Source organism: Williamsia sp. SKLECPSW1, from assembly GCF_054332755.1.
In genome coordinates this window covers 1,246,561-1,266,572 of the sequence record NZ_JBTGLI010000001.1, presented here as the reverse complement: position 1 = coordinate 1,266,572, position 20,012 = coordinate 1,246,561, and the positions used below count along the sequence as shown (strand labels likewise).

General features: G+C 70.6%; 20 protein-coding genes. 11 read left to right on the top strand and 9 right to left on the bottom strand.

All coding sequences use genetic code 11. The features are described 5' to 3' along the window. Nucleotides 1-3 precede the first annotated feature (3 nt). Nucleotides 4-1,617, top strand: a complete 1,614-nt coding sequence (locus tag ACXVUM_RS05670) for an ABC transporter transmembrane domain-containing protein (protein ID WP_458520864.1) — start codon at nt 4-6, stop codon at nt 1,615-1,617. Continuing rightward, nucleotides 1,614-3,374, top strand: a complete 1,761-nt coding sequence (locus ACXVUM_RS05665) for an ABC transporter ATP-binding protein (RefSeq protein ID WP_458520863.1) — start codon at nt 1,614-1,616, stop codon at nt 3,372-3,374. Before ACXVUM_RS05670 ends, ACXVUM_RS05665 begins: the two co-directional genes overlap by 4 nt. A gap of 9 nt (nt 3,375-3,383) precedes the next feature. On the opposite strand, the gene ACXVUM_RS05660 is transcribed toward ACXVUM_RS05665, so the two are convergent. Beyond that, nucleotides 3,384-4,028 (bottom strand): VWA domain-containing protein, encoded by a 645-nt coding sequence (locus ACXVUM_RS05660; RefSeq protein WP_458520862.1) that lies wholly within the window; start codon nt 4,026-4,028, stop codon nt 3,384-3,386. Between the two features lie 99 nt (nt 4,029-4,127). On the opposite strand from ACXVUM_RS05660, the gene ACXVUM_RS05655 reads away from it, so the two are divergent. Continuing rightward, the gene (locus ACXVUM_RS05655; protein ID WP_458520861.1) at nt 4,128-5,012 is read left to right on the top strand and encodes a polysaccharide deacetylase family protein; all 885 of its coding nucleotides are present in this window, start codon (nt 4,128-4,130) and stop codon (nt 5,010-5,012) included. Between the two features lie 7 nt (nt 5,013-5,019). Here ACXVUM_RS05655 and ACXVUM_RS05650 read toward each other — a convergent pair whose 3' ends face one another. Further along, complete coding sequence (locus ACXVUM_RS05650) at nt 5,020-5,235, bottom strand: hypothetical protein (protein WP_458520860.1); 216 nt, start codon at nt 5,233-5,235, stop codon at nt 5,020-5,022. 77 nt (nt 5,236-5,312) lie between these two features. On the opposite strand from ACXVUM_RS05650, the gene ACXVUM_RS05645 reads away from it, so the two are divergent. Then, entirely contained in the window at nt 5,313-6,152 is an 840-nt protein-coding gene (locus ACXVUM_RS05645; RefSeq protein WP_458520859.1) for an S-methyl-5'-thioadenosine phosphorylase, read from the top strand. Then, nucleotides 6,152-7,177 (top strand): NAD-dependent epimerase/dehydratase family protein, encoded by a 1,026-nt coding sequence (locus tag ACXVUM_RS05640; RefSeq protein WP_458520858.1) that lies wholly within the window; start codon nt 6,152-6,154, stop codon nt 7,175-7,177. The genes ACXVUM_RS05645 and ACXVUM_RS05640 overlap by 1 nt, the downstream gene beginning before the upstream one ends. 441 nt (nt 7,178-7,618) lie before the next feature. Here ACXVUM_RS05640 and ACXVUM_RS05635 read toward each other — a convergent pair whose 3' ends face one another. Beyond that, the gene (locus ACXVUM_RS05635) at nt 7,619-8,974 is read right to left on the bottom strand and encodes a hypothetical protein (RefSeq protein WP_458522790.1); all 1,356 of its coding nucleotides are present in this window, start codon (nt 8,972-8,974) and stop codon (nt 7,619-7,621) included. Between the two features lie 170 nt (nt 8,975-9,144). Here ACXVUM_RS05635 and ACXVUM_RS05630 point away from each other — a divergent pair, with 170 nt between their 5' ends. From ACXVUM_RS05630 to ACXVUM_RS05620, 3 genes are read left to right on the top strand one after another with little or no spacing between them, the layout of a single operon-like run. Further along, entirely contained in the window at nt 9,145-9,813 is a 669-nt protein-coding gene (locus tag ACXVUM_RS05630) for a glycosyltransferase family 2 protein (protein ID WP_458520857.1), read from the top strand. Continuing rightward, the gene (locus tag ACXVUM_RS05625; RefSeq protein ID WP_458520856.1) at nt 9,810-10,490 is read left to right on the top strand and encodes a TIGR04282 family arsenosugar biosynthesis glycosyltransferase; all 681 of its coding nucleotides are present in this window, start codon (nt 9,810-9,812) and stop codon (nt 10,488-10,490) included. Before ACXVUM_RS05630 ends, ACXVUM_RS05625 begins: the two co-directional genes overlap by 4 nt. After that, nucleotides 10,487-11,179: a class I SAM-dependent methyltransferase gene (locus tag ACXVUM_RS05620; RefSeq protein ID WP_458520855.1), complete on the top strand. Its 693-nt coding sequence runs from the start codon at nt 10,487-10,489 to the stop codon at nt 11,177-11,179. Before ACXVUM_RS05625 ends, ACXVUM_RS05620 begins: the two co-directional genes overlap by 4 nt. A 37-nt stretch (nt 11,180-11,216) precedes the next feature. On the opposite strand, the gene ACXVUM_RS05615 is transcribed toward ACXVUM_RS05620, so the two are convergent. Further along, entirely contained in the window at nt 11,217-11,534 is a 318-nt protein-coding gene (locus ACXVUM_RS05615) for a hypothetical protein (protein ID WP_458520854.1), read from the bottom strand. 5 nt (nt 11,535-11,539) lie between these two features. Continuing rightward, on the bottom strand, nt 11,540-11,857 hold the full coding sequence (locus ACXVUM_RS05610; protein WP_458520853.1) for a hypothetical protein: 318 nt from the start codon (nt 11,855-11,857) through the stop codon (nt 11,540-11,542). 275 nt (nt 11,858-12,132) lie between these two features. Here ACXVUM_RS05610 and ACXVUM_RS05605 point away from each other — a divergent pair, with 275 nt between their 5' ends. The 3 genes from ACXVUM_RS05605 to ACXVUM_RS05595 all read left to right on the top strand — a co-directional run bounded on the left by ACXVUM_RS05605 (nt 12,133) and on the right by ACXVUM_RS05595 (nt 14,708). After that, entirely contained in the window at nt 12,133-13,389 is a 1,257-nt protein-coding gene (locus tag ACXVUM_RS05605; protein ID WP_458520852.1) for a hypothetical protein, read from the top strand. A 53-nt stretch (nt 13,390-13,442) separates the two neighbouring features. After that, on the top strand, nt 13,443-14,219 hold the full coding sequence (locus ACXVUM_RS05600) for an SDR family NAD(P)-dependent oxidoreductase (RefSeq protein ID WP_458520851.1): 777 nt from the start codon (nt 13,443-13,445) through the stop codon (nt 14,217-14,219). A 114-nt stretch (nt 14,220-14,333) separates the two neighbouring features. Beyond that, nucleotides 14,334-14,708 carry a DUF1330 domain-containing protein gene (locus ACXVUM_RS05595; protein ID WP_458520850.1) on the top strand — a complete coding sequence of 125 codons (375 nt, stop codon included), beginning with the start codon at nt 14,334-14,336 and terminating at the stop codon, nt 14,706-14,708. 36 nt (nt 14,709-14,744) lie between these two features. On the opposite strand, the gene ACXVUM_RS05590 is transcribed toward ACXVUM_RS05595, so the two are convergent. From ACXVUM_RS05590 to feoB, 4 genes are all read right to left on the bottom strand, one after another. Beyond that, nucleotides 14,745-15,134 carry a PPOX class F420-dependent oxidoreductase gene (locus tag ACXVUM_RS05590; protein WP_458520849.1) on the bottom strand — a complete coding sequence of 130 codons (390 nt, stop codon included), beginning with the start codon at nt 15,132-15,134 and terminating at the stop codon, nt 14,745-14,747. Between the two features lie 355 nt (nt 15,135-15,489). Further along, on the bottom strand, nt 15,490-17,322 hold the full coding sequence (locus ACXVUM_RS05585) for an acyl-CoA dehydrogenase (protein ID WP_458520848.1): 1,833 nt from the start codon (nt 17,320-17,322) through the stop codon (nt 15,490-15,492). Nucleotides 17,323-17,519: 197 nt separating this feature from the next. Then, nucleotides 17,520-18,095 (bottom strand): NifU family protein, encoded by a 576-nt coding sequence (locus ACXVUM_RS05580; RefSeq protein ID WP_458520847.1) that lies wholly within the window; start codon nt 18,093-18,095, stop codon nt 17,520-17,522. A 2-nt stretch (nt 18,096-18,097) separates the two neighbouring features. Then, entirely contained in the window at nt 18,098-19,987 is a 1,890-nt protein-coding gene (gene feoB, locus ACXVUM_RS05575) for a ferrous iron transporter B (protein ID WP_458520846.1), read from the bottom strand. Nucleotides 19,988-20,012: the final 25 nt, after the last annotated feature.

Here is a 20,012-nt window from a genome sequence, read left to right as displayed (position 1 = left end):
CCTGTGCACCTGGGGGCGACTACCGGCGGTGGCCGGGTCCTCTGTCGCACGCTGCGGCGGAGTGCACGCCGACTGATCCCGGGATCTGCGTTCCTCGTCGTGCACCAACTCTGCGAGGCTGCGGTGCCGATCCTGATCGGTGTGATCGTGGACCGCGCGATCTCGACCGGGTCCCTGGTCGCCCTGATCGTCGGCATCGCCGCGCTGGCGGGGGTGTTCCTCGTCCTGACCGCGGCGTTCCGCCTCGGTGCCCGCCAGTTGATGGTCGGGATCGCCGACGAGTCCCATCACCTCCGCGACGAGCTCGCCGTGCGGTCGCTGGGGTCCGCGGACCCGGGGAGCGGCGTCGAGTCGCAGCACAGCGTCGGTGAGCTGTTGTCGATCTCGACCACCGACGCCGACAACACCTCGTACCTGATCGACCACGTCGCCCGGGTGGTCGCGTCACTTGCCGCGGTCGCCGCCTGCGCGGTGGTGCTGATGGTCATCAGCGTCACGCTGGGTGTGATCGTGCTGGTCGGGATCCCCCTGGTGGTGGCCGGCCTGCAGCTGACGGCGCCGCGGATCGCGCGCCGCGTCGAGCTCCAGCAGGAGGCGGTGGGGCGGGCCTCGGGACTCGCGACGGACCTCGTGAGCGGACTCCGGCCCCTGCAGGGACTCGGGGCGACACCTGCGGCCTCCGCGCGCTACCGCGGGTCGTCGAGGACGGCGCTCGCCGCAGCGCTGCGAGCGGCGCGGATCCAGAACGTGCACGCCGGCGTCTCCGCTGCGGTCGGTGGGCTCGTCGCCATGACGGTCGCCGTGGTCGCGGTGCTGGCCGCCCTGGACGGGGGGATCAGCATCGGCCGACTGATCACCGTCATCGGACTCGCGCAGTTCCTCGTCGAGCCGTTCTCGGTGCTGGCCGTCGTCCCGAGCTGGGTGGCCGACGCCCGAGCCAGCGCCAACCGTGTCGCGCGGGTCCTGGCCGACGCGCCACCGTCCGCGAGCCCCCACGACGAGATCGCGGTCGACGTGGCGCCGGGGGAGTTCGTCACCGTCCTCGCGCCGGCGCCGCGCGACGCGGACGCCGTTCGCGGCGCGTGGTCCGCCACCGCTGCGACTCTGCCCCGCGGCGAACGCAGACGCCGGATCCTCGTCGCACCCCACGAGAGTCATGTGTTCACCGGAACCGTGGGGTCGAACATCGCCTGGTCCGACCCTGCCCCGGACGCGCCGGATATCGCGGAGGTGGTGGCGGCGTCGAAGGTCGACGACATCGTGGCCACACATCCCGACGGACTCGCCCGCGGTGTCGCCGAACGAGGAGCGAGCCTGTCCGGCGGGCAACGACAGCGCGTCGCGCTCGCCCGCGCGCTGCTGGCCGCGCCGGAACTGTTGGTCCTGCACGACCCCACGACGGCTGTCGATGCCGTCACCGAACACGCCATCGCCCGGGGAATCCGGGACGTCCGATCGGTGCGTGGACAGACGACGGTCGTCGTGGCGTCGTCGCCGCCCCTGCTCGCCGTCGCCGATCGCGTCGTGGTCGTCGTCGACGGACGCGTCACCGCGACAGGCACGCACGCGCATCTCGTGGAGACCGACGCGGGATATCGCGAGATGGTGACGCGGTGACCGGTCCCGCCCCCGCGGCCGCACTACCCGTCGCGACATGGCGACGCACCCTGCGGTGGTTCGCCGACGACCTGCGCCGTCGGCCTGCGCTGCTGGGCGGGGCGATCGTGGTCGGTCTGGCCGCCGCGGCGGTCTCGGTGGTGCCCATCTACGTGCTCGGGTCGCTGATCGACCGCGTCCGCGAGGGGAGCCCCGCATCCGACGTCGTCGTGCCGGCCATCGTCATCGCCGTCACCGTGGTGCTCGGCGGACTCGGTACCGGCGTGGCGGGCTACCTCGTCCAACGCCTCGGCGAGACGTCTCTGGCCGACCTGCGCGAGACGGTGATGGACCGCGCGGTGCGACTACCCGTCGGCATGGTGGACGCCGCGGGTCGCGGCGACCTGCTCTCCCGGGTCGGCGCGGATGTGGCCGCGGTGACGCAGGCGGTCTCGCAGGTGCTCCCGACGATGATCAACGGGATCTTCCTCGGACTTCTCACGCTGACGTCGATGACCGGGGTCGACTGGCGACTGGGCCTCGCCGCGGCGCTGAGCATCCCGGCCTACGTGGCGGCCGCCCGGTGGTACCTGCCCCGGTCGGCGCCGATGTACGCCGACGAGCGGCGGGCGATCGGGACCCGCGCACAGTCGGTGGTGGAGGCGTTGCAGGGTCTGCCGACGATCGCCGCCTACGAGCGTCTCGACCATCACCGCAGGGAGATCCACACGTCGTCGGCGGCGGCCCGCGACATCTCGGTCGGTGTGTTCCGGCTGTTCACCCGCTTCGTCGGTCGCGTGAACCGGGCCGAGTTCATCGGCCTCGGCGCGATCCTGGTCGTCGGTTTCGTCCTGGTCCGCGACGACGCGGTGTCGGTCGGCGCGGTCACCGCGGCCGCCCTGTTGTTCCACCGGCTGTTCAACCCCATCGGCGCCGTGCTCTACGACTTCGACGAGATCCAGTCGGCGTCGGCGAGCCTGTCGCGGCTGGTCGGCGTCTGCGACCTCCCGGACCCGCCGCCACCGAGCGGAGCGCTCCCGGCCGACGCGACGGTGGAGCTGGACGGGGTCTTTCACTCGTACGTTCCCGGGCGCCCGGTGCTGCAGGACATCTCGCTCACGCTCGAACCGGGGACGACCACCGCCCTCGTCGGGTCGACCGGTGCCGGCAAGACGACCCTCGCGGCGATCGTCGCGGGCACGCTGACCCCGTCGAGCGGTGCCGTGCGCGTCGGCGGCGTCGCGCCGGACGCTGTGCCCCTCGACGGGCGGGGCGGTCACGTCGCCACCGTCACGCAGGAGGTCCACGTCTTCGCCGGACCCCTGGTCGACGACCTCCGGCTCGCGGCACCGGAAGCCGGCCTCGAGCAGGTGTGGGAAGCGCTGGACGTCGTCGGCGCTCGCGGCTGGGTGTCGGCACTGCCCGACGGTCTCGACACCGTCGTCGGGGAGGGCGGACACCCCCTCACCGCCGCCCAGGGCCAACACCTGGCACTGACACGGGTGGTGCTGGCCGATCCCGCGGTGGTGGTCCTCGACGAGGCGACGGCCGAGGCGGGCAGCGCCGACTCCCGCGGACTCGAGGACGCCGCCCGTGCCGCGACCGCGGGGCGTACCACGCTGGTGGTGGCCCACCGCCTCACACAGGCGGCCATCGCCGACGTCGTCCTCGTGATGGAGGACGGCCGGATCGTCGAGGCGGGACCGCACGCCCAGCTGGCGAACCGGCCCGGCGGACGCTACGCACGACTGTGGTCGGCGTGGATCATGCGGTCGTGAGCGCGGCGATCAGCGCGGCGCGGTGCTGTCGCGTTCGCCCGTGGTGAAGCCCTCGACCGGACGGCCGGTGCGGCGTGACTCCCGGCCGCGCGACTGCAGTCCGGCCACGGCCTCGTAGGCGTTGCGCACCTGGTCGGGCGCGGCCGCATATGTCAACGACCGATCGGCCGAGAAGCCCATGCTGGTGCCCACGTCGACGGCGTCCATGTTCGCGCCGAGGAACACGAAGGTCCATGCGTACTGCTCCTCCTGCTGCCGGATCAGGGCGCGGACGGCGTCGATCGTCCACTCGCGGCTGGAGTTCTCCATGCCGTCGGTCATGACGAGCACCGTGACGGCACCGGGCCGCTCGTCCTCGGGACGTGCGGCCAGGTCCTCGCCGATCGAGGTCACGAACCGACCGATGGCGTCGAGGAGGGCGGTCATCCCGCGGGGCTCCAGCGAGAGTGGAGGCACGTCGGCGATCGGCCGGTGGGTGTAGACGGTCTCGAACTCGGTGTCGAACCGGGCCAGCGACACCACCGACTCGACGTCGGCGTCGCGCTCGGTCGCGATGAAAGCGTCGAAGCCGCCGCAGGTGTCGTCGACGATGGACTGCATCGAGCCCGACCGGTCGAGCAGGGCGGCGACCAGGGAGAGATTCGGGTCGGTCATGGTGGGCTCCTCGGGGGTGCGTCGGACGGGGAGCCCGACCGTACAGGCGTCCACCGACAACATCGCGGGGAGACGAGACGCCGTCGGCATCATGGGCGCATGGCCCTCCCCACCCACGGCAGGTTCGATCACTCGGCGATCACCGACCGCCCCGACTTCGACTGGCCCGGCGGCGCGCGGCTCGCCGTCTACGTCGCGGTCAACTGCGAGCACTTCGCCTACGACGACGGTTCCACCGACCTCGGCTTCACACCCGGCATGACGCAACCGGACTCGTACAACTTCGGCTGGCGCGAGTACGGAAACCGCGTGGGCGCCTTCCGCGTCGCCGACACCCTGGAGCGCGTGGGCATCACGCCGACGGTGCTGGTGAACTCCGAGATCTACGAGCACGCCCCCGACGTGCCGGCGGCGTTCCGGGCGCTGGGCGCGGAGTTCGTCGCCCACGGCCGCACCAACTCGGTCCAGCCCAACACCCAGACCGCCGACGCCGAACGCGCCACCATCGACCGGGTCCACCGCACCATCGCCGACGCGGAGGGGTCACCGCCGCGCGGGTGGATGAGCCCGGGCGCCAACCCCAGTCGCATCACCGAGGACCTGCTGGCCGAGCGCGGGTTCACCTACACGCTCGACTGGCCGATCGACGACCAGCCGGTGTGGTTGTCCACCCGCGGCGGGCCGCTGCTGTCGGTGCCGTACCCGCACGAGGTGAACGACCTGCCGGTGTTCGTCCACCACCATCAGACCGCGGAGACGTTCGCACAGATGATCACCGACTCGTTCGACGAGCTGCGGGCGGACTCCGTGCACCAGCCGCTCGTCCTGTCGATCTCGCTGCACACTTTCCTCGCGGGCCAGCCGTACCGCCTGCGCCGGGTGCGCGCCGCGCTCGAGCATCTGCGCGCGCACGCCGACGGGGTCTGGTTCACCACCCCGGGGGCGATCGCCGAGCACTACGCGTCGGTGGTGCCGCCCTGCTGACCCACGCTCAGGGGATGCCGATGTCGCGGACGTCCTGCGCCGCAGCGCGTTCCTCCGCACTCAGGCCCTCGGGGTCGACGGGACGTGCGCGCTCCCAGCGATGGTGCACCGGGCAGCGTTGCAGACGGGACGTCCCGAGCCGCACGGCCTTGAACGACGCCATCGGGATCCAGATGGTCGAGTAGAGCGCGCCCGAGTCGCATCGGACGATCGTTCGTTTCACCCCGTCGATCTTTCGCCTCACGAACGGTTCTGGCAAGGGTCGGCGACCCGGAGAGGCGACCACCTAGTGTTGGCGCGGTGAGCAGCACCCCTCAGGACGACGCCCCCGCGATCGGTGTCATCGGTGGCACCGGCTTCTACTCCTTCTTCGACGACGAGGCGCGCGACGTCGTCGTCGACACCCCGTTCGGCGCCCCGAGCGCCCCGATCTCGATCGGGACGGTGAACGGCGTGCGCGTGGCGTTCGTCCCGCGCCACGGCCGCGACCACGAGTACCCGCCGCACAAGGTGCCCTACCGCGCCACCATGTGGGCGCTCCGGTCGCTGGGCGTCCGCCGGGTGCTCGCGCCCTGCGCGGTCGGCAGCCTCACACCCGACATCGGCCCGGGGGCCGTCGTCGTCCCCGACCAACTCGTCGACCGGACGTCCGGGCGCGAGCACACCGTCTTCGACACCAGCGCGGTCCACGTCAGCTTCGCCGACCCCTACTGCCCGGTCCTGCGCGGCCACGCCCGGGACGCCGCGAACGCGGCCGAGGCGAAGCCTCCCGTCGTCGACGGCGGCACCATGGTCGTCGTCGAGGGCCCCCGGTTCTCGACCCGCGCGGAGAGTCACTGGTTCGCGGCCCAGGGGTGGACGCTGGTGAACATGACCGGTCACCCCGAGGCCGTCCTGGCCCGGGAGCTCCAGATGTGTTACTCGGCAATCGCTCTCGTCACCGACCTGGATGCCGGTGTCACCGAGGGTGAGGGTGTGTCCGAGGCGGAGGTGTACGCGGTCTTCAAGGAGAGCCTGCAGATGCTGAAAGGCCTTCTGTCGCACGCCGTCGCACTCGTCGACGCCGATCCGGCCGCCGCCGACTGCGACTGCGCCGCCGGCGGACACGATCTCGAGGCGCTGATGGCGGGTTCCCGCTGATGCGCGTGTTGCTCACCGGCGCGGCCGGTTTCATCGGCACCGCGATCCGGCGACAGCTGGTCGAGCGCGATCATGAGGTCATCTGCGTCGACGGGATGATCCCCGCCGCGCACGGTCCCGACGCCACGCCGCCGGCAGGGGTGCGCGTGGAACAGTTGCGTGACGCCGACATCGACGCGCTGCTCGACGGCGTCGACGTGGTCTGTCACCAGGCTGCGCGCGTCGGTGCCGGTGTCGACGCCAACGACGCCCCCGACTACGCCGCCGACAACGATCTCGTCACGGCCCGGCTCCTCGCCGCGATGTATCGCACGGGCGTGACTCGCCTGGTGTTCGCCTCGTCGATGGTGGTGTACGGCGACGGCACCTACGTCGACGTGACCGGCGCCGTCGTCGATCCGCCGGAACGCACGCGAGAGGCGCTGGAAGACCGCCGTTTCGAGCGCTATCTCGCCGACGGCGCGGCTGCGCGATGGGCACTGACGCCCGAGGGGGCGGCGCTCGCACCGCGCAGCTACTACGCCGCGAGCAAGGCTGCGCAGGAGGGTTTCGCGAAGGCGTGGACGCTCGAGACGGGCGGTTCGGTGACGGCGTTGCGCTACCACAACGTGTACGGGCCGCACATGCCGAAAGACACCCCGTACGCGGGGGTCGCGGCGATCTTCCGGTCGCAGCTCGAGGCGGGGAAAGCTCCGACGGTGTACGAGGACGGTGGGCAGATGCGGGACTTCGTCCACGTCGACGACATCGCGCGCGCCAACGTCGCGGCACTGGAGAACACCCCCGAGGGTTTCGTCCCGCTCAACGTGTGCTCGGGACAACCGATCTCGATCGGCGAGGTGGCGGGCGTGTTGAGCCGCACCGTCGCCGGTCCCGAGCCGGTGACCACCGGGGCGTTCCGGCCCGGCGACGTGCGGCACATCGTGGCCGATCCGGCCCGGGCGCGTGAGGTCCTCGGTTTCCAGGCGCAGATCATGCCCTCCGAGGGCCTGGCCGAGTTCGCGACGGCACCGCTGCGCGACTGACGTGGCAACGTCGACGGCTCGCGCACGCTGCACGAACAACGGTCGCCGCGCGACTACGTTCCCTCCCGATAGCTGGTACCGCCACAGGCGGTGAGGGTTTCCCGGAGTCGGTGAACGTCTCAGACCGAATTGAAAGGTCGAAAGAGGCGTTTCCGCCGGCTGCGGGCATCTACGCTGCGCTGTGAGACGCTGTCCATCCAGGTATCGAGGCGCGTGCCACCCTCTGATCCCCGCCCGAACCCGCCGAAAAGAACTCTGCTCGTGCGGTTCTGGACAGATGACGTTCGAATGCGATCATCCCCGCCCACCTGCCTTGAAGCTGGCGGATCTCCTCAGACGGAGGTCCACAACCCACACGGATAGCCTGGACCGTGTGCACATTGCACGCGCCGCACTCAATAGGTGTCGGTTGTGGACGCAGGGCAGGAGATCACCCGCGTTCTACCAGTGCGTCCGCACGATGCTGTTGATGAGCAGGGCGGTGAGAACCTGTGCGGCGAGCCAGAACCGGGCCTGTCGGGGCGGCAGGAGCGCGGTGGTCGTGAGGATCCACGCGCCGAAGGGCATCCAGATGCGTTCGGTCTCGGCCTTGCTCAGGCCGCTCAGGTCGGCGAACAGCATCGCGAGGAACCCGGCGAGACCGAGCAGCACGACGGCCTCGCGTCGCCGGATGGCCCGCAGACGCAGCGTCCTGCCGAGACCCACCACGGCCGCCGGGCCGATCGCGCACATCGACGCCGCGAAGTTCGCCCACACCCAGTACGAGTAGGGCCGTTTGCTGGCGATGCCCTGGTAGTAGCGCTCGTAGACGAGGTGATAGCCGTCGACCCACCAGAACCCGGCGAGCGCGAAGGCGCCCACCACGACCAGCGCGGCGGGAACGGCCCACAGCAGGGGGCGCCAGCGGCGGGCGACGATGAGCGTGGCCAGGGCGACCACACCCATCAGCGTCAGCCCGTAGTTGCAGAAGATGCCCCATGCGAGCAGCGCCCCCGCGCCGATCCCGGTGATGGCGCGGACCCGCCCCGAGGTCGTCGTGGCGGAGATCGCGAGCAACGCGATGCCCCACGCCACCACACCGAGGAAGTAGCCGTCGGCCGAGACGCCGATCCACACGGCGGCGGGCGTGACCGCCGCGAACGGGGCGATCCGGCGGGCCGTCTCCTGCCCGGCCAGTGCGCGGACCGCCAGGAGGAGCGCGACCGCGGCACTCGTCCCGACGACGATGCAGAACACCCCCGCGCGGGTCCCGGTGCCCAGACCGACGCGGTCCAGCAGGACGAAGCTCAGCAACGCGCCTGCGGGGTGGCCGGACACGTGGGTCGGCCACGAGTTCGGCTGGAAGTCGAGGATGCGGGAGGAGAAGGTGTCCAGCATGCGGCCGATGTCAGAGACGCCCCGAGCGGTCGGCAGGTACTCGTCGGGGCGGTCGAGCTGCACCGAGATCCCGCGCGTCCACCCGTCGATGAATGCCAGGCTGAACGTCCAGGCGATGCCGACGATCCAGGTGACGGCCAGCAGGGGTCCCCAGCGCAGCGTGCGTGCGGCCCACGGGCCGAGAACGATTACCAGCAACCCGATCGCGACGGCGACGGCGGTGCTGTAGTTGTGATGCGGGTCGACGGTGCCGAACAGCGGCGGTGCCAGCACGAAGATGTTGAGCTTCAGTTCGGGCGACCCGTAGAACGGCACCAGGATCGACGTCAGCAACAACGCCGCAGCGACGAGGATCGAGGCGGTGTCGCGGAACCACCGCGCCTCGCCCGGCGGGGAGGCGGCGCCCGCGACGTCCGACATGTCCGACTGCTGGTCTGCGTCCGTCCGCGTGCCCGTCACGCGCACCACGGTAAGCAACCGGGATGGCGGGGGGCTGTCGACCCGCTCGGGCATTGCGACCGACGCCCTCGGGCTAGGGTTTGCGTTCATGAGCTTGACGCGATGCACCCGCGGGGGAGCGCACGACACCCGTGGCTGACGACACCCCTGCACGCGGGGTCACCGTCGTGATCCCGTGCCGAGACGAGGCGCAGGCCCTCCCCGGCGTCCTCGCGCGTGTCCCGGACGAGTACGAGGCACTCGTCGTGGACAACGGCAGCACCGACGGCACCGGCGACGTGGCCCGCGCACACGGCGCGACCGTCGTCGTGGAGACCGTGCCCGGATACGGCAGTGCCGTCGACGCCGGGGTCCGCGCCGCCTCCGGCGAGATCGTCTGCACCATCGACGGTGACGGATCCATGGATCCCGAGGATCTGCGGGACCTCGTCGACGAGGTCCGTCGCGGCGCCGACCTCGCCGTCGGTCGCCGACGCCCCTCGCGGCGCGGTGTGTGGCCACTGCACTCGCGGATCGGCAGCGGTCTCGTCGCGCGCCGCATCCGCCGCCTGCACGGCCTCGACGTCCACGACATCGGACCCATGCGCGCCGCGCGCCGCTCCCGGCTGCTGGAGCTGTCGGTGCGTGACATGCGCTTCGGCTACCCGGTCGAACTGCTGGTCCGCGCCGGTCAGGCGAACTGGTTGGTCGTCGAACGCGACGTCGTCTACAACCCCCGCGCGGCCGGGGAGTCCAAGGTGTCGGGCTCGATGATGGGGTCGGTCCGCGCGACCCGCGACTTCCTGGTGGCGCTGCGATGACGGCCGCTCGGGTGGTGCTGGTGGTCGCGAAGGCGCCTGTGCCGGGCCGTGTGAAGACCCGTCTGATGACGGTTCACACCGCCGAGGACGCGGCCGCCCTGGCGTCGGCGGCCCTGATCGACACCCTCGACACCGCGCTGTCCGTGCCGGACGCGACCGTGGTCGTGTCGCTGGCCGGTGTGATCGACGACGCGGTCGGTGCCGACGATCTGCACGAGCGTCTGTCACGAACCACCGTCGTGGATCAGCACGGCGACACACTCGGCGATCGTCTCGACCGCGCCCATCGGGACGCGGTCGCGGCGGCCGGTGCCGACGCCCTGGTCATGCAGGTCGGGATGGACACACCGCACCTGTCCGTCGAGCACCTCGAGGCCGGTCTCGACGCGGTCGTCGACGGTGGGGCCGCTCTCGGTCACGCCACCGACGGCGGGTGGTGGGGTCTCGCTCTGCGCGGCGCCGTCGGTTCGTCGACGCTGCCGGCGGTGCCCATGTCTCGGCCCGACACCGGCATCCGCACCGAGGAGGCGCTGCGTGCCGCCGGCCTGTCGGTGACGGTGCTCCCCGTCGTCGCCGACGTCGACCATCCCGAGGACGTCGCCGCCGCAGCCGCGCTGTGTCCGCCGACGAGCGCCTTCGCGCGTCTGTCGGCCCGACTGCTCCCGGCGGTCTCATGAGTGCCCCGGAGGGCCTGGAGCCCGAGGCCGGGCTCGAGGCCGACGAACGCACCCACTTCGACGAGGCGTTCCACGACGCACTGCGCGGGCAGAACAGCTGGCTGCGTCTCGCCGACGGCACGCGTACGCGCCTCCCGGTCACGCGGTGGCTCGGGACGAGCGGCGAGACCGACGACGCCGCGTTCGATCGGCACGTAGCGGAGATGTGCACCGGACCCACCGTCGACCTCGGATGCGGTCCCGGCCGCCTCGTCAGCGAGCTGATCGACCACGGCGTGTGCGCGCTCGGGGTCGACCGCAGCGCGCGAGCCGTCGACATGACCCGCAGTCGCGGCGGTATCGCCATGCGCCGCAGCATGTTCGAGGAACTGCCCGCCGAAGGTCAGTGGGGGCACGCCCTGCTCATCGACGGCAACGTCGGGATCGGTGGGGACCCCTTCGCCACCGTCGACCGGGCCGCGCGGCTCGTCGCACCCGGCGGCAGCGTCGTCGTCGAACTGGAGGCGGGTGTGCACGGCATCTGGACGGGCACGGTGCGGGTGGAGTCACCGTCGGTGATCGGCCCGTGGTTCCCGTGGGCGCGCGCGGGTGTCGGAGCGGCACGCGACCTCGCCGACCGCACCGGACTGGTCGTGGGGACGGCCCATGTGATCTCGGGTCGGCACCTGTTGGAGCTGCACCGCCCCTGACCCGCCTGGCGCCTCGCGTCGCCGCGCGGCGAACGGGTCACAGTGGTTCCCACTCGTCCCAGGCGATCGCGATGTCGGCGGCGTCGACGAGCGTCCACATCGCGAGAACGGCCTCGCGCCACGCGTCGATGGAGGGGAAGTCGATCAGGTTGGGGATGGAGACCGCACTGTCCGACCAGCGATGCACGAACCGGGTGGTGAGCAGTTCGACGACGGCGGCGCGGGCGCCGTTCTCGTCGACGTAGACGCCGTGGACGTGACGGGGGTCGGACGCGGTCTCGAGTTCGACGATCCACACCGGACTCGGCCGAGCCTGTACCGACGGCGTGTCGCGGCGGTGGGGATCGGTCTCCACCGCCGTCATCCCTCCGCCGGCCAGTCGGTCCGGGTGGGACGCGACAGTTCGAGCCAGCTGTCGACGAGCCGCTGGTGGTCGCCGAGCCCGTCGCCCACGGTGCCGATCGCCGCCACATTTCCGACGGCGTCGACGGTGACCGATGCGAACACGGGGACCCCGTCGACCGGGAACAGCTCGAGCAGCAGAGCCATCGCGGCGTCGGCGGAGTCGCGCCGGGCGTCCGGGAGATTCGCCGCCCGCCCGTGTATGACGCGCACGTCCGCGGGATCGCCGGCGGAGAACGCTGCGGTGGTCCACCGCACCACCGGGCTGGAGAACATCAGGGCGTTCCGTTCTTCGCGCGGCGCGGCGCGCCTCGCGGGGAGTCGGGAGGGAAGGCCCCGGGGACCGCTGCACCCAGGGGATGGGGGTTGGGTGCAGCGGTCACCCGGGACCGGACCGGGGAGTCGCGGCCGTGCGACACGGCCTGTCAACTGCCCCCAATCCACCGCCGACCTGCACTGTCACGCAACACCTGACGTGTGTACGCCGCGTGTTAACACGGCTTGTGCACCTCGTTTACACTGCGTCGCCGGTGCAACGAAGGAGCTGCCGCATGCCTGACGGTGACATGGATCACAAGCTGCTCGAGCATCTGGCGTCCGCTCGCGCCCGCAACGGGGCGCCGAGTTTACGAGCGATCGCCGAACGCACCGACTACAGCCACACCACCGTGGCCAAGGCGTTCACCCCGGCGGCCACCTCACTGTCCTGGCCGGTGGTCGAGCAGGTCGCCGTCGCGGTCGGTGCGGACGTCGCGGTCGCGCGGCGGCTGTGGACCGCCGACGGCCCGATGTCGGCGGTCGCGGGCCCGCAGGCACGGTCGCAGTGGCAGATGTCGGTGTTGGTGGTCTGGTGCGGGTTGCTGCTCAGCGGGGGCGTGGCAATCGCGGTCATGCAGTCGGTCGACCGCGACACCGCGCGCTCGACGATGATCACCGATCTGGTCCTCAGCATCGTCGCCGCGGTCGCGGCGGTGGCCTTCGTGATCCGGGCCCGCCGCGCCGCCGAGACCCGCACACGGCGCTACTTCCTCTGTCTGTCGGCGGGGATGGGCGCCTGGACCGTCGCGCAGGTGCTGTGGTTCGTCGAACGCGACGTCGCCGATCAACCGCTGCCGGCGAGCCATCTCCACGACGTCTTCTGGCTCGCGGCCCCCGTCGCCATCGGGATCGGGCTGCACATGCGCGCCGGCGACTACGGCCTCGCCCGGACCTACCGGATGTGGCAACGCGCGATGTCCCTGATCTGCCTGGCCGGCGCGAGCTACGCCGCGGTGACCCTGCTCCTCGTCACCGTCGGGTTCACGGTGCGCGGTGAGGTGCTCGTCTTCCTGCTCTACCCCGCCGCGGATCTCACGCTCGCGGCGATGGCGCTCATCCCGCTCGTCTGCGGTCATCGCGTGATCGGATCGATGCTGCTGGTGACCGCGTTCCTCGCCGCAGCGGCCTCCGACATCGGCTACGTGATGTTGCGCGCCGAGCCGAGCACCACCGACATCCCCGCGCCGACCGCGTTGGGATACATCGCTTTCGCGATCGTCATCACCATCTACGCCATCATCGCGCAGCCACTGCCCGATCCACCTCGGATCGCCATCCGGCGCTGGATACCCGCCCTGGAGGTCGCCGCGCTGCTCGACATCGCCACCGCCGGATGTGCTCTCACCGCCGTCGGATGTGGCCTCGCGATCCTGTGGACGCAACCCGACACGGTCCTCGCCGCACTCGCGGCGACGGTCGTCGCCCTGGCCGCCGGCGCCCTCGCCGTCAGGACGGTGGTCAGCTCGACGGCGTCCACCTCGCCGGGATGACGTCCCGGACCGGCTCAACCGAACGATCACTCGGTGCGTTGTAGGCTGCCCCCGTGGACATCACCGGAGCAAGTGCAATCGTCACGGGCGGCGCGTCGGGCATCGGCGCCGCGGTCGCCCGCCAGCTGGCAGCCAAGGGCGCGAAGGTCGTCGTCGCCGACCTGCAGGAGGACAAGGGGACCGAACTCGCCACCGAGATCGGCGGCGTCTTCGCCAAGGTCGACGTCACCGACACCGCGCAGATCACCGCCGCCGTGGACAAGGCCCTCGAGCTGGGTCCGCTGCGCGTGCTGGTGAACTCCGCCGGCATCGGCTCGGCGCAGCGCACGATCGGCCGCGACGGGTCCTACGACTCGGCCTTCGACCTGGACACCTACAAGAAGGTCATCGCGATCAACCTGATCGGCACCTTCGACGCGATCCGTCTGGCGGCCACCGCGATGAGCCGCGGTGAGGAGACCGACACCGGTGAGAAGGGCGCGATCGTCAGCATGGCGAGCGTCGCCGCGTTCGACGGTCAGATCGGTCAGGTCGCGTACTCGTCGTCCAAGGGTGGTGTCGTCGGGATGACCCTGCCCGTCGCGCGTGATCTCGCCGCCGCGAAGATCCGCGTCAACACCGTCGCCCCCGGCCTCATCGACACCCCGATCTACGGCGAGGGCGAGGACTCGGAGAAGTTCAAGGCGCACCTCGGTCAGAGCGTGCTGTTCCCGAACCGTCTCGGACAGCCCGACGAGCTGGCGTCGATGGTGATCGAGCTGGTCACCAACTCGTACATGAACGCCGAGGTCGTCCGCGTCGACGGCGGCATCCGGATGCCGCCGAAGTAGTCGGCCGGCAGCGACGCGACCGAAACCGCCTCCCCCGACCGCAGTCCTGGTCGCGGGAGGCGGTTCTGGTCGAGGACGTCGACGACGGATCGACGGGTGTGCGAGGCTGTGGTCATGGCTGTCGATCCCCGCGGTTCCGATCTGAAACGTCTGCTGGCCGAGGACCCCGGCGGTCCGGTCGTCATGCTGAACCTCCTGCGCTACGCCGAGGGTGGGCGGGAACTGTACGGCCGCTACGCCGAGGCGCTGCGCACGACGTTCCTGCCGCGGTACGGCGGCGAGGTCCTCTTCGTCGGCGACGGGTCGACGGCGCTCGTGGCCGAGGACGGGCAGGCCTGGGACACGGTGCTGCTGGTCCGGTACCCGTCACGACAGGCGTTCTGCGACATGGTCGCCGACCCCGAGTACCACGAGGTGACCGCCTGGCGCACCGATGCGCTCACCGAGGCCGTGCTGCAGCCGACGACGGAGTGGACGCCGGTCTCCTGATCGACGACGGAGTCGGCACGCGCCGATCGGCTCGATTCACCCGACGGTACGGGCAGAGATCGTCAGGTCGTGGGCCTCGGTGTCCGGTTCGTCGATCCCGAAGCTGATCACCCTGCGCGGGTGGATGCGGATCACCGGCGTCGAACCGTCGATCGCCTCTGCGGTGCCCCGGATCTCGACGCAGCGCACCCGCCACGGGGAGACCGACGCGACGTCGTCGACGACGAAGGCCACCCGCCCGTTGTCGCGGATGTTGCGGAACTTCTGACTCGCCTCGAGGTCGTATCCGACGATCTCGATCGTGTCGTCGTCCTCGAGCCGGAATCCCACCGGGCTCACCTGGAGGGAGCCGGAGGGCTGCACGGTCGCCATCCGACCGAGGCGTTGGGTGGACAGGTATGCGCGTTCACTCGCCGTGAAGATCATGCCGACAGCGTCGGACCTCAAGTGCGCTGGATGTCAAGTGCATGCGGGGATCGCATGGGGGACATGCGAGGTCAGCGCTGGGCGCACCCGGCGGTTCTGTCTGGCGTCGACATCGTCGATGTCCAGCGGCGGTGGCCACTGGAGCCGCCGGTTGTGCACTGGCGCTGCGGTCTCGGTCGCCCTGGCCCGGGCGGGTCTGCTCGATCTGGAGCAGGACCACATCGACACCTTCCCCTGTCGCGGGTCAACGACGCGGTCGCGCACGCCGACCGACCGTTCCCGCGACCGAAAATGCCTCCCGCGACCGGAATCCCGGTCGCGGGAGGCATTTCTGGTCGCGAGAGGTGCGAAACCGTCAGAACGCGGCTTCGTCGAGCTCCATGGGATCGTTGTCGATGTTCTCGAGGATGGCGCGGGTCGAGGTCAGGACCGGCAGCATGTTCTTGGCGAAGAACGACGCGACACCGACCTTGCCCTCGTAGAACGCCTTGTCCGAGTCGCTTGCGCCGGCATCGAGCGCGGCGATGGCGACCTCGGCCTGACGCAGCAGCAACCAGCCGATGAGCAGGTCGCCCACCGAGAGCAGGAAGCGCACCGAACCGAGGCCCACCTTGTAGAGCTCGGAGGAGTTCTCCTGGGCGCCCATGAGGAAGCCGGTCAGCGTGGCCGCCATGCCCTGCACGTCGTCGAGGGCGGTCTTCAGCAGCGCGCGCTCGGTCTTGAGCCGGCCGTTGCCCGCCTCCGACTCGATGAACGAGCTGATCTGTCCGGCGACGTGTGCGAGGGCCTGGCCCTTGTCGCGGATGATCTTCCGGAAGAAGAAGTCCTGCGCCTGGATCGCCGTGGTGCCCTCGTACAGGGTGTCGATCTTGGCGTCGCGGATGTACTGCTCGATCGGGTAGTCCTGCAGGAAGCCGGACCCGCCGAGCGTCTGCAGCGACTCGGTGAGGGTGCCGTAGGCACGCTCGGACCCGACACCCTTGACGATCGGGAGCAGCAGGTCGTTGACCTTGAACGCCATCTCCTTGTCGGCGCCGGACACGATCTGCGCGGCGGCCTCGTCCTGGTGCGACGCCGTGTACATGTACACCGCGCGCAGACCCTCGGCGTACGCCTTCTGCGTGAGCAGGGCACGGCGCACGTCGGGGTGATGGGTGATGGTGACGCGCGGAGCGGTCTTGTCCGTCATCTGCGTCATGTCGGCGCCCTGCACGCGCTGCTTGGCGTAGTCGAGTGCGGTGAGGTAACCGGCGGACAGGGTGGCGATCGCCTTGGTGCCCACCATCATCCGCGCGTGCTCGATGACGTCGAACATCTGCGCGATGCCGTCGTGCACCTCGCCGACGAGCCAGCCCTTGGCGGGGATGCCGTGCTGGCCGAAGGTGACCTCACAGGTGGCCGAGACCTTCAGGCCCATCTTGTGCTCGACGTTGGTGACGAAGACACCGTTGCGCTCGCCGAGTTCGCCTGTCTCGTGGTCGAAGTGGAACTTCGGCACGAAGAACAGCGACAGGCCCTTGGTGCCGGGACGCGCACCCTCGGGACGGGCCAGCACCAGGTGGAAGATGTTCTCGGTCATGTCCTGGTCGGCGGAGGTGATGAAGCGCTTCACACCGTCGATGTGCCAGGTGCCGTCGTCCTGCTGGACGGCCTTGGTGCGGGCCGCACCGACGTCGGAGCCGGCGTCGGGCTCGGTGAGCACCATGGTGGCGCCCCAGTTGCGCTCGGCGCAGATCTGGGCCCACTTCTTCTGCTCGTCGGTGGCGTTGTCGTAGAAGATCTGCGAGAAGCCCGCGCCGGCGGCGTACATGAACGCGGCGGGGTTGGCGCCGAGGATGAGCTCACCGATGGCCCAGTACAGGGTGCGGGGAGCGGGCATGCCGCCGAGCTCCTCGGCGATGCCGACCTTGTCCCAGCCGGCCTCGATCAGGGCGTTGTAGGACTTCTTGAACGACTCCGGCACGGTGACGGTGTGGTTCTCGGGGTCGAAGACCGGCGGGTTGCGGTCCGCGTCGGCGAAGGACTCCGCGATGGGCCCCTCTGCCAGCGTGCGCACCTCGCGCAGCATGTCCTGCGCGGTCTCCGCGTCGAGGTCGCCGAAGTCGCCGCTGCTCAGCACCTCGTCGAGCTTGAACAGCTCGAACAGGTTGAACTGCAGGTCGCGCAGGTTGCTCTTGTAATGGCCCATGACTGGTTCCTTTGTCGCCGGGTTGGTGTCGAGCGGGGCGAGGACCTGCCGCGGGCCGTCGTAGTTGGCCGCCCGGTAAGTTACTCACCAGTAATAATCCGAATATACCTGTCGAACTGGGCCCCGGACAACTACCGAGCGCACGGCTGTGACCTGCACCGCATCGCCGCGGAACTGTGTTCTGGGGCGTGCGGCCGTCAGGGCAACAGGGGGAGCAGACGACCGAACCGGCCGCGTTCGGTCGTCCGCGGCGCGGTGCGCACCTCCCGCAGGTGCGGAGCGCGGGTGCGGACGGCGTCGGCGAACCGGTCGGTGAGGGTGACGTCGGCGGCGGGGCAGTGGGAACACGCTCCCGCGAGGTCGACGGTGATCACCCCGTCGGCGACGTCGACGATCCGCAACGCGCCGCCGTGGGAGGCGACGAACGCACCGACGTCGCCGTCGAGCACCTCGTGTGCGGCCGCGCGGAGGATGTCGTCGGAGCCGGTGCGGTACTCGGGGGACCAGTCGGCCGGGCGGGCGAGGTCCTCGCCCAGCGCCGCGCGGACCCGCGCCCCCTCGGTGCGCCACGACCGATCGGGGGTGAGGGTCACGAGGACGGCGGCGGACTCGGCCACGACGGACTCGACGACACCGGCGTCGGCGAGCGCGGCGAGCGCCGGCGGCAACTGGGCCAGCGGACCGACGACGGGCAGGACACCCGCCGGCACCACCCAGCGGACGCTGCGCGGGTCGCCGACGACCTGTTCGGGGTGCACGGGGATCGCGGACACCCTCAGACCACCGCCGCGACGATGGTGCGGGCGACGAACGCCATGACCCAGGCGACCACGAAGAGATAGCCGAAGGCGAGGGCGGGCCACCGCCACGACCCCGACTCGCGGCGGAGCACCGCGATGGTCGACATGCACTGGAGTGCGTAGAGGAAGAAGACGAGCAGCGCGGTGATGGTCGGCGCGGTGAACAGGGGTTCACCGGCGTGTTCGCCGTCGGAGACCTTCAGCGACCGCAGCGCCTGCGCCGGGTCGTCGGGATCGGTGGCGGCGGCCACCTGACCGAGGGTGGCGACGAAGGTCTCGCGCGCCGACAGCGAGGCCAGGACGCCGATGTTGATGCGCCAGTCGAAGCCGAGGGGTTCGAACACCGGCTCGATGAACCGCCCGACCGATGCGGCCGCACTGTGGTCGATCACGTAGGACGACGTCGCCGCGTTGTCGGCGGGGTCGATGCCGGCGGCGCGGAACTCCGCGTCGGAGCGGGTCGGCAGGTTCAGCAGCAACCACAGCGCCACGGTGGTGAGGAAGATGATGACGAAGACCTTCCGCACGAACCCCTTGCACGCGTCGTACACGCTGAGCAGCACCGAGCGCACCGACGGCAGCCGGTAGGGCGGCATCTCCATGTAGAAGGGCAGCAGCGGTCCGGCGCCCTTGCGGAAGCGGCTGAACAGCCAGGCGCTGATCATCGCCGACACCGCACCCCCGAGGTACAGCGCGAACATCACGACGCCCTGGGCGCCGAACGGGCCGACGCGGGCGTCGCGGTCGACGAGGAGTCCGACGAGCAGCACGTACACGGTGAGCCGTGCCGAGCACGTCATCAGCGGCGCCGACATCATCGTCGCGATGCGGTCGCGCATCGAGGGGAGGGTGCGCGTGGCCATGATGCCGGGGATGGCACACGCCAGCGACGACAGCAGTGCGACGAACGCCCGCCCCTCCAATCCGGCCGTGGACATGATCTTGTCCATCAGGAACGCCGCCCGCGCCATGTAACCGACGCCCTCGAGCACGGCGATGAGGATGAACAGCAGCGCGATCTGCGGAAGGAACACCAGCACCGATCCGACGCCGCCGAGGACCGCGTCGGAGAGGAAACTCGACAGCCATCCGATGGTGACGTGGGCCTGGACCTGGTCGCCGAGGAACGTGAAGAAGGCCTGGACCTGGTCCTGCAGCGGGGTGGCGAGGGTGAAGATGATCTGGAAGAACGCGAACATCGTCACGAAGAAGACGAGCGTCCCCCACAGGGGATGCAGCAGGACGGCATCGATCCGTCGGGTGCGCCGGTCGAGTTCGGGCATCCGGTGGGACGCGGCCGTCAGCACCGACTCGATCCAGCCGGTGACCTCGTCGACCGCGGTGGGCGGGTCGACGACGGGCGCGGACCACGACGACGGGTCGGCGAGGAGGTCGCGCAGCGGTCCGAGCTGCGAACGGCGACCGCCGGTGACTGCGACGACGGGGACGCCGAGTGCCCGCGAGAACGCGGCGATGTCCAGCGATCCCTGCCGTCGGATCAGCTCGTCGGTGAACGTCAGCACCACGCATGTCGGGATGCCCGTGGCCACCACCTGGGCGAACATGCCGAGAGAGCGGCCGAGTGTCGTCGCGTCGAGGGTGACGACCACCGCGTCGGGCGTGTCGAACTCGGTGTGGTCGGGGTCGAGGACGTCGGCGACGATCTGCTCGTCGGGGCTGATCGCGTCGAGACTGTAGGTACCCGGGAGGTCCTCCAGCACGACGACGTCCTCGCCCGTGGGGGTGTCGACGGTGACCCGTCCCTCGTAGCGGGCGACGGTGACACCGGGGTAGTTGCCGGTCTTGGCGCGCAGCCCGGTCAGTGCGTTGAAGAGTGTCGTCTTGCCCGAGTTCGGACTGCCCACCAACGCGAGCCGGAGCGTGCCCGCC

Excerpts from the sequence above, each read along its gene's own strand:
- ACXVUM_RS05660 (WP_458520862.1), bottom strand. The coding sequence starts at position 4,028 with ATGACCGACCCGAATCTCTCCCTGGTCGCCGCCCTGCTCGACCGGTCG.
- ACXVUM_RS05655 (WP_458520861.1), top strand. The coding sequence starts at position 4,128 with ATGGCCCTCCCCACCCACGGCAGGTTCGATCACTCGGCGATCACCGAC.
- ACXVUM_RS05640 (WP_458520858.1), top strand. The coding sequence starts at position 6,152 with ATGCGCGTGTTGCTCACCGGCGCGGCCGGTTTCATCGGCACCGCGATC.
- ACXVUM_RS05635 (WP_458522790.1), bottom strand. The coding sequence starts at position 8,974 with ATGTCGGACGTCGCGGGCGCCGCCTCCCCGCCGGGCGAGGCGCGGTGG.
- ACXVUM_RS05625 (WP_458520856.1), top strand. The coding sequence starts at position 9,810 with ATGACGGCCGCTCGGGTGGTGCTGGTGGTCGCGAAGGCGCCTGTGCCG.
- ACXVUM_RS05620 (WP_458520855.1), top strand. The coding sequence starts at position 10,487 with ATGAGTGCCCCGGAGGGCCTGGAGCCCGAGGCCGGGCTCGAGGCCGAC.
- ACXVUM_RS05610 (WP_458520853.1), bottom strand. The coding sequence starts at position 11,857 with ATGTTCTCCAGCCCGGTGGTGCGGTGGACCACCGCAGCGTTCTCCGCC.
- ACXVUM_RS05605 (WP_458520852.1), top strand. The coding sequence starts at position 12,133 with ATGCCTGACGGTGACATGGATCACAAGCTGCTCGAGCATCTGGCGTCC.
- ACXVUM_RS05595 (WP_458520850.1), top strand. The coding sequence starts at position 14,334 with ATGGCTGTCGATCCCCGCGGTTCCGATCTGAAACGTCTGCTGGCCGAG.
- ACXVUM_RS05590 (WP_458520849.1), bottom strand. The coding sequence starts at position 15,134 with ATGATCTTCACGGCGAGTGAACGCGCATACCTGTCCACCCAACGCCTC.
- ACXVUM_RS05585 (WP_458520848.1), bottom strand. The coding sequence starts at position 17,322 with ATGGGCCATTACAAGAGCAACCTGCGCGACCTGCAGTTCAACCTGTTC.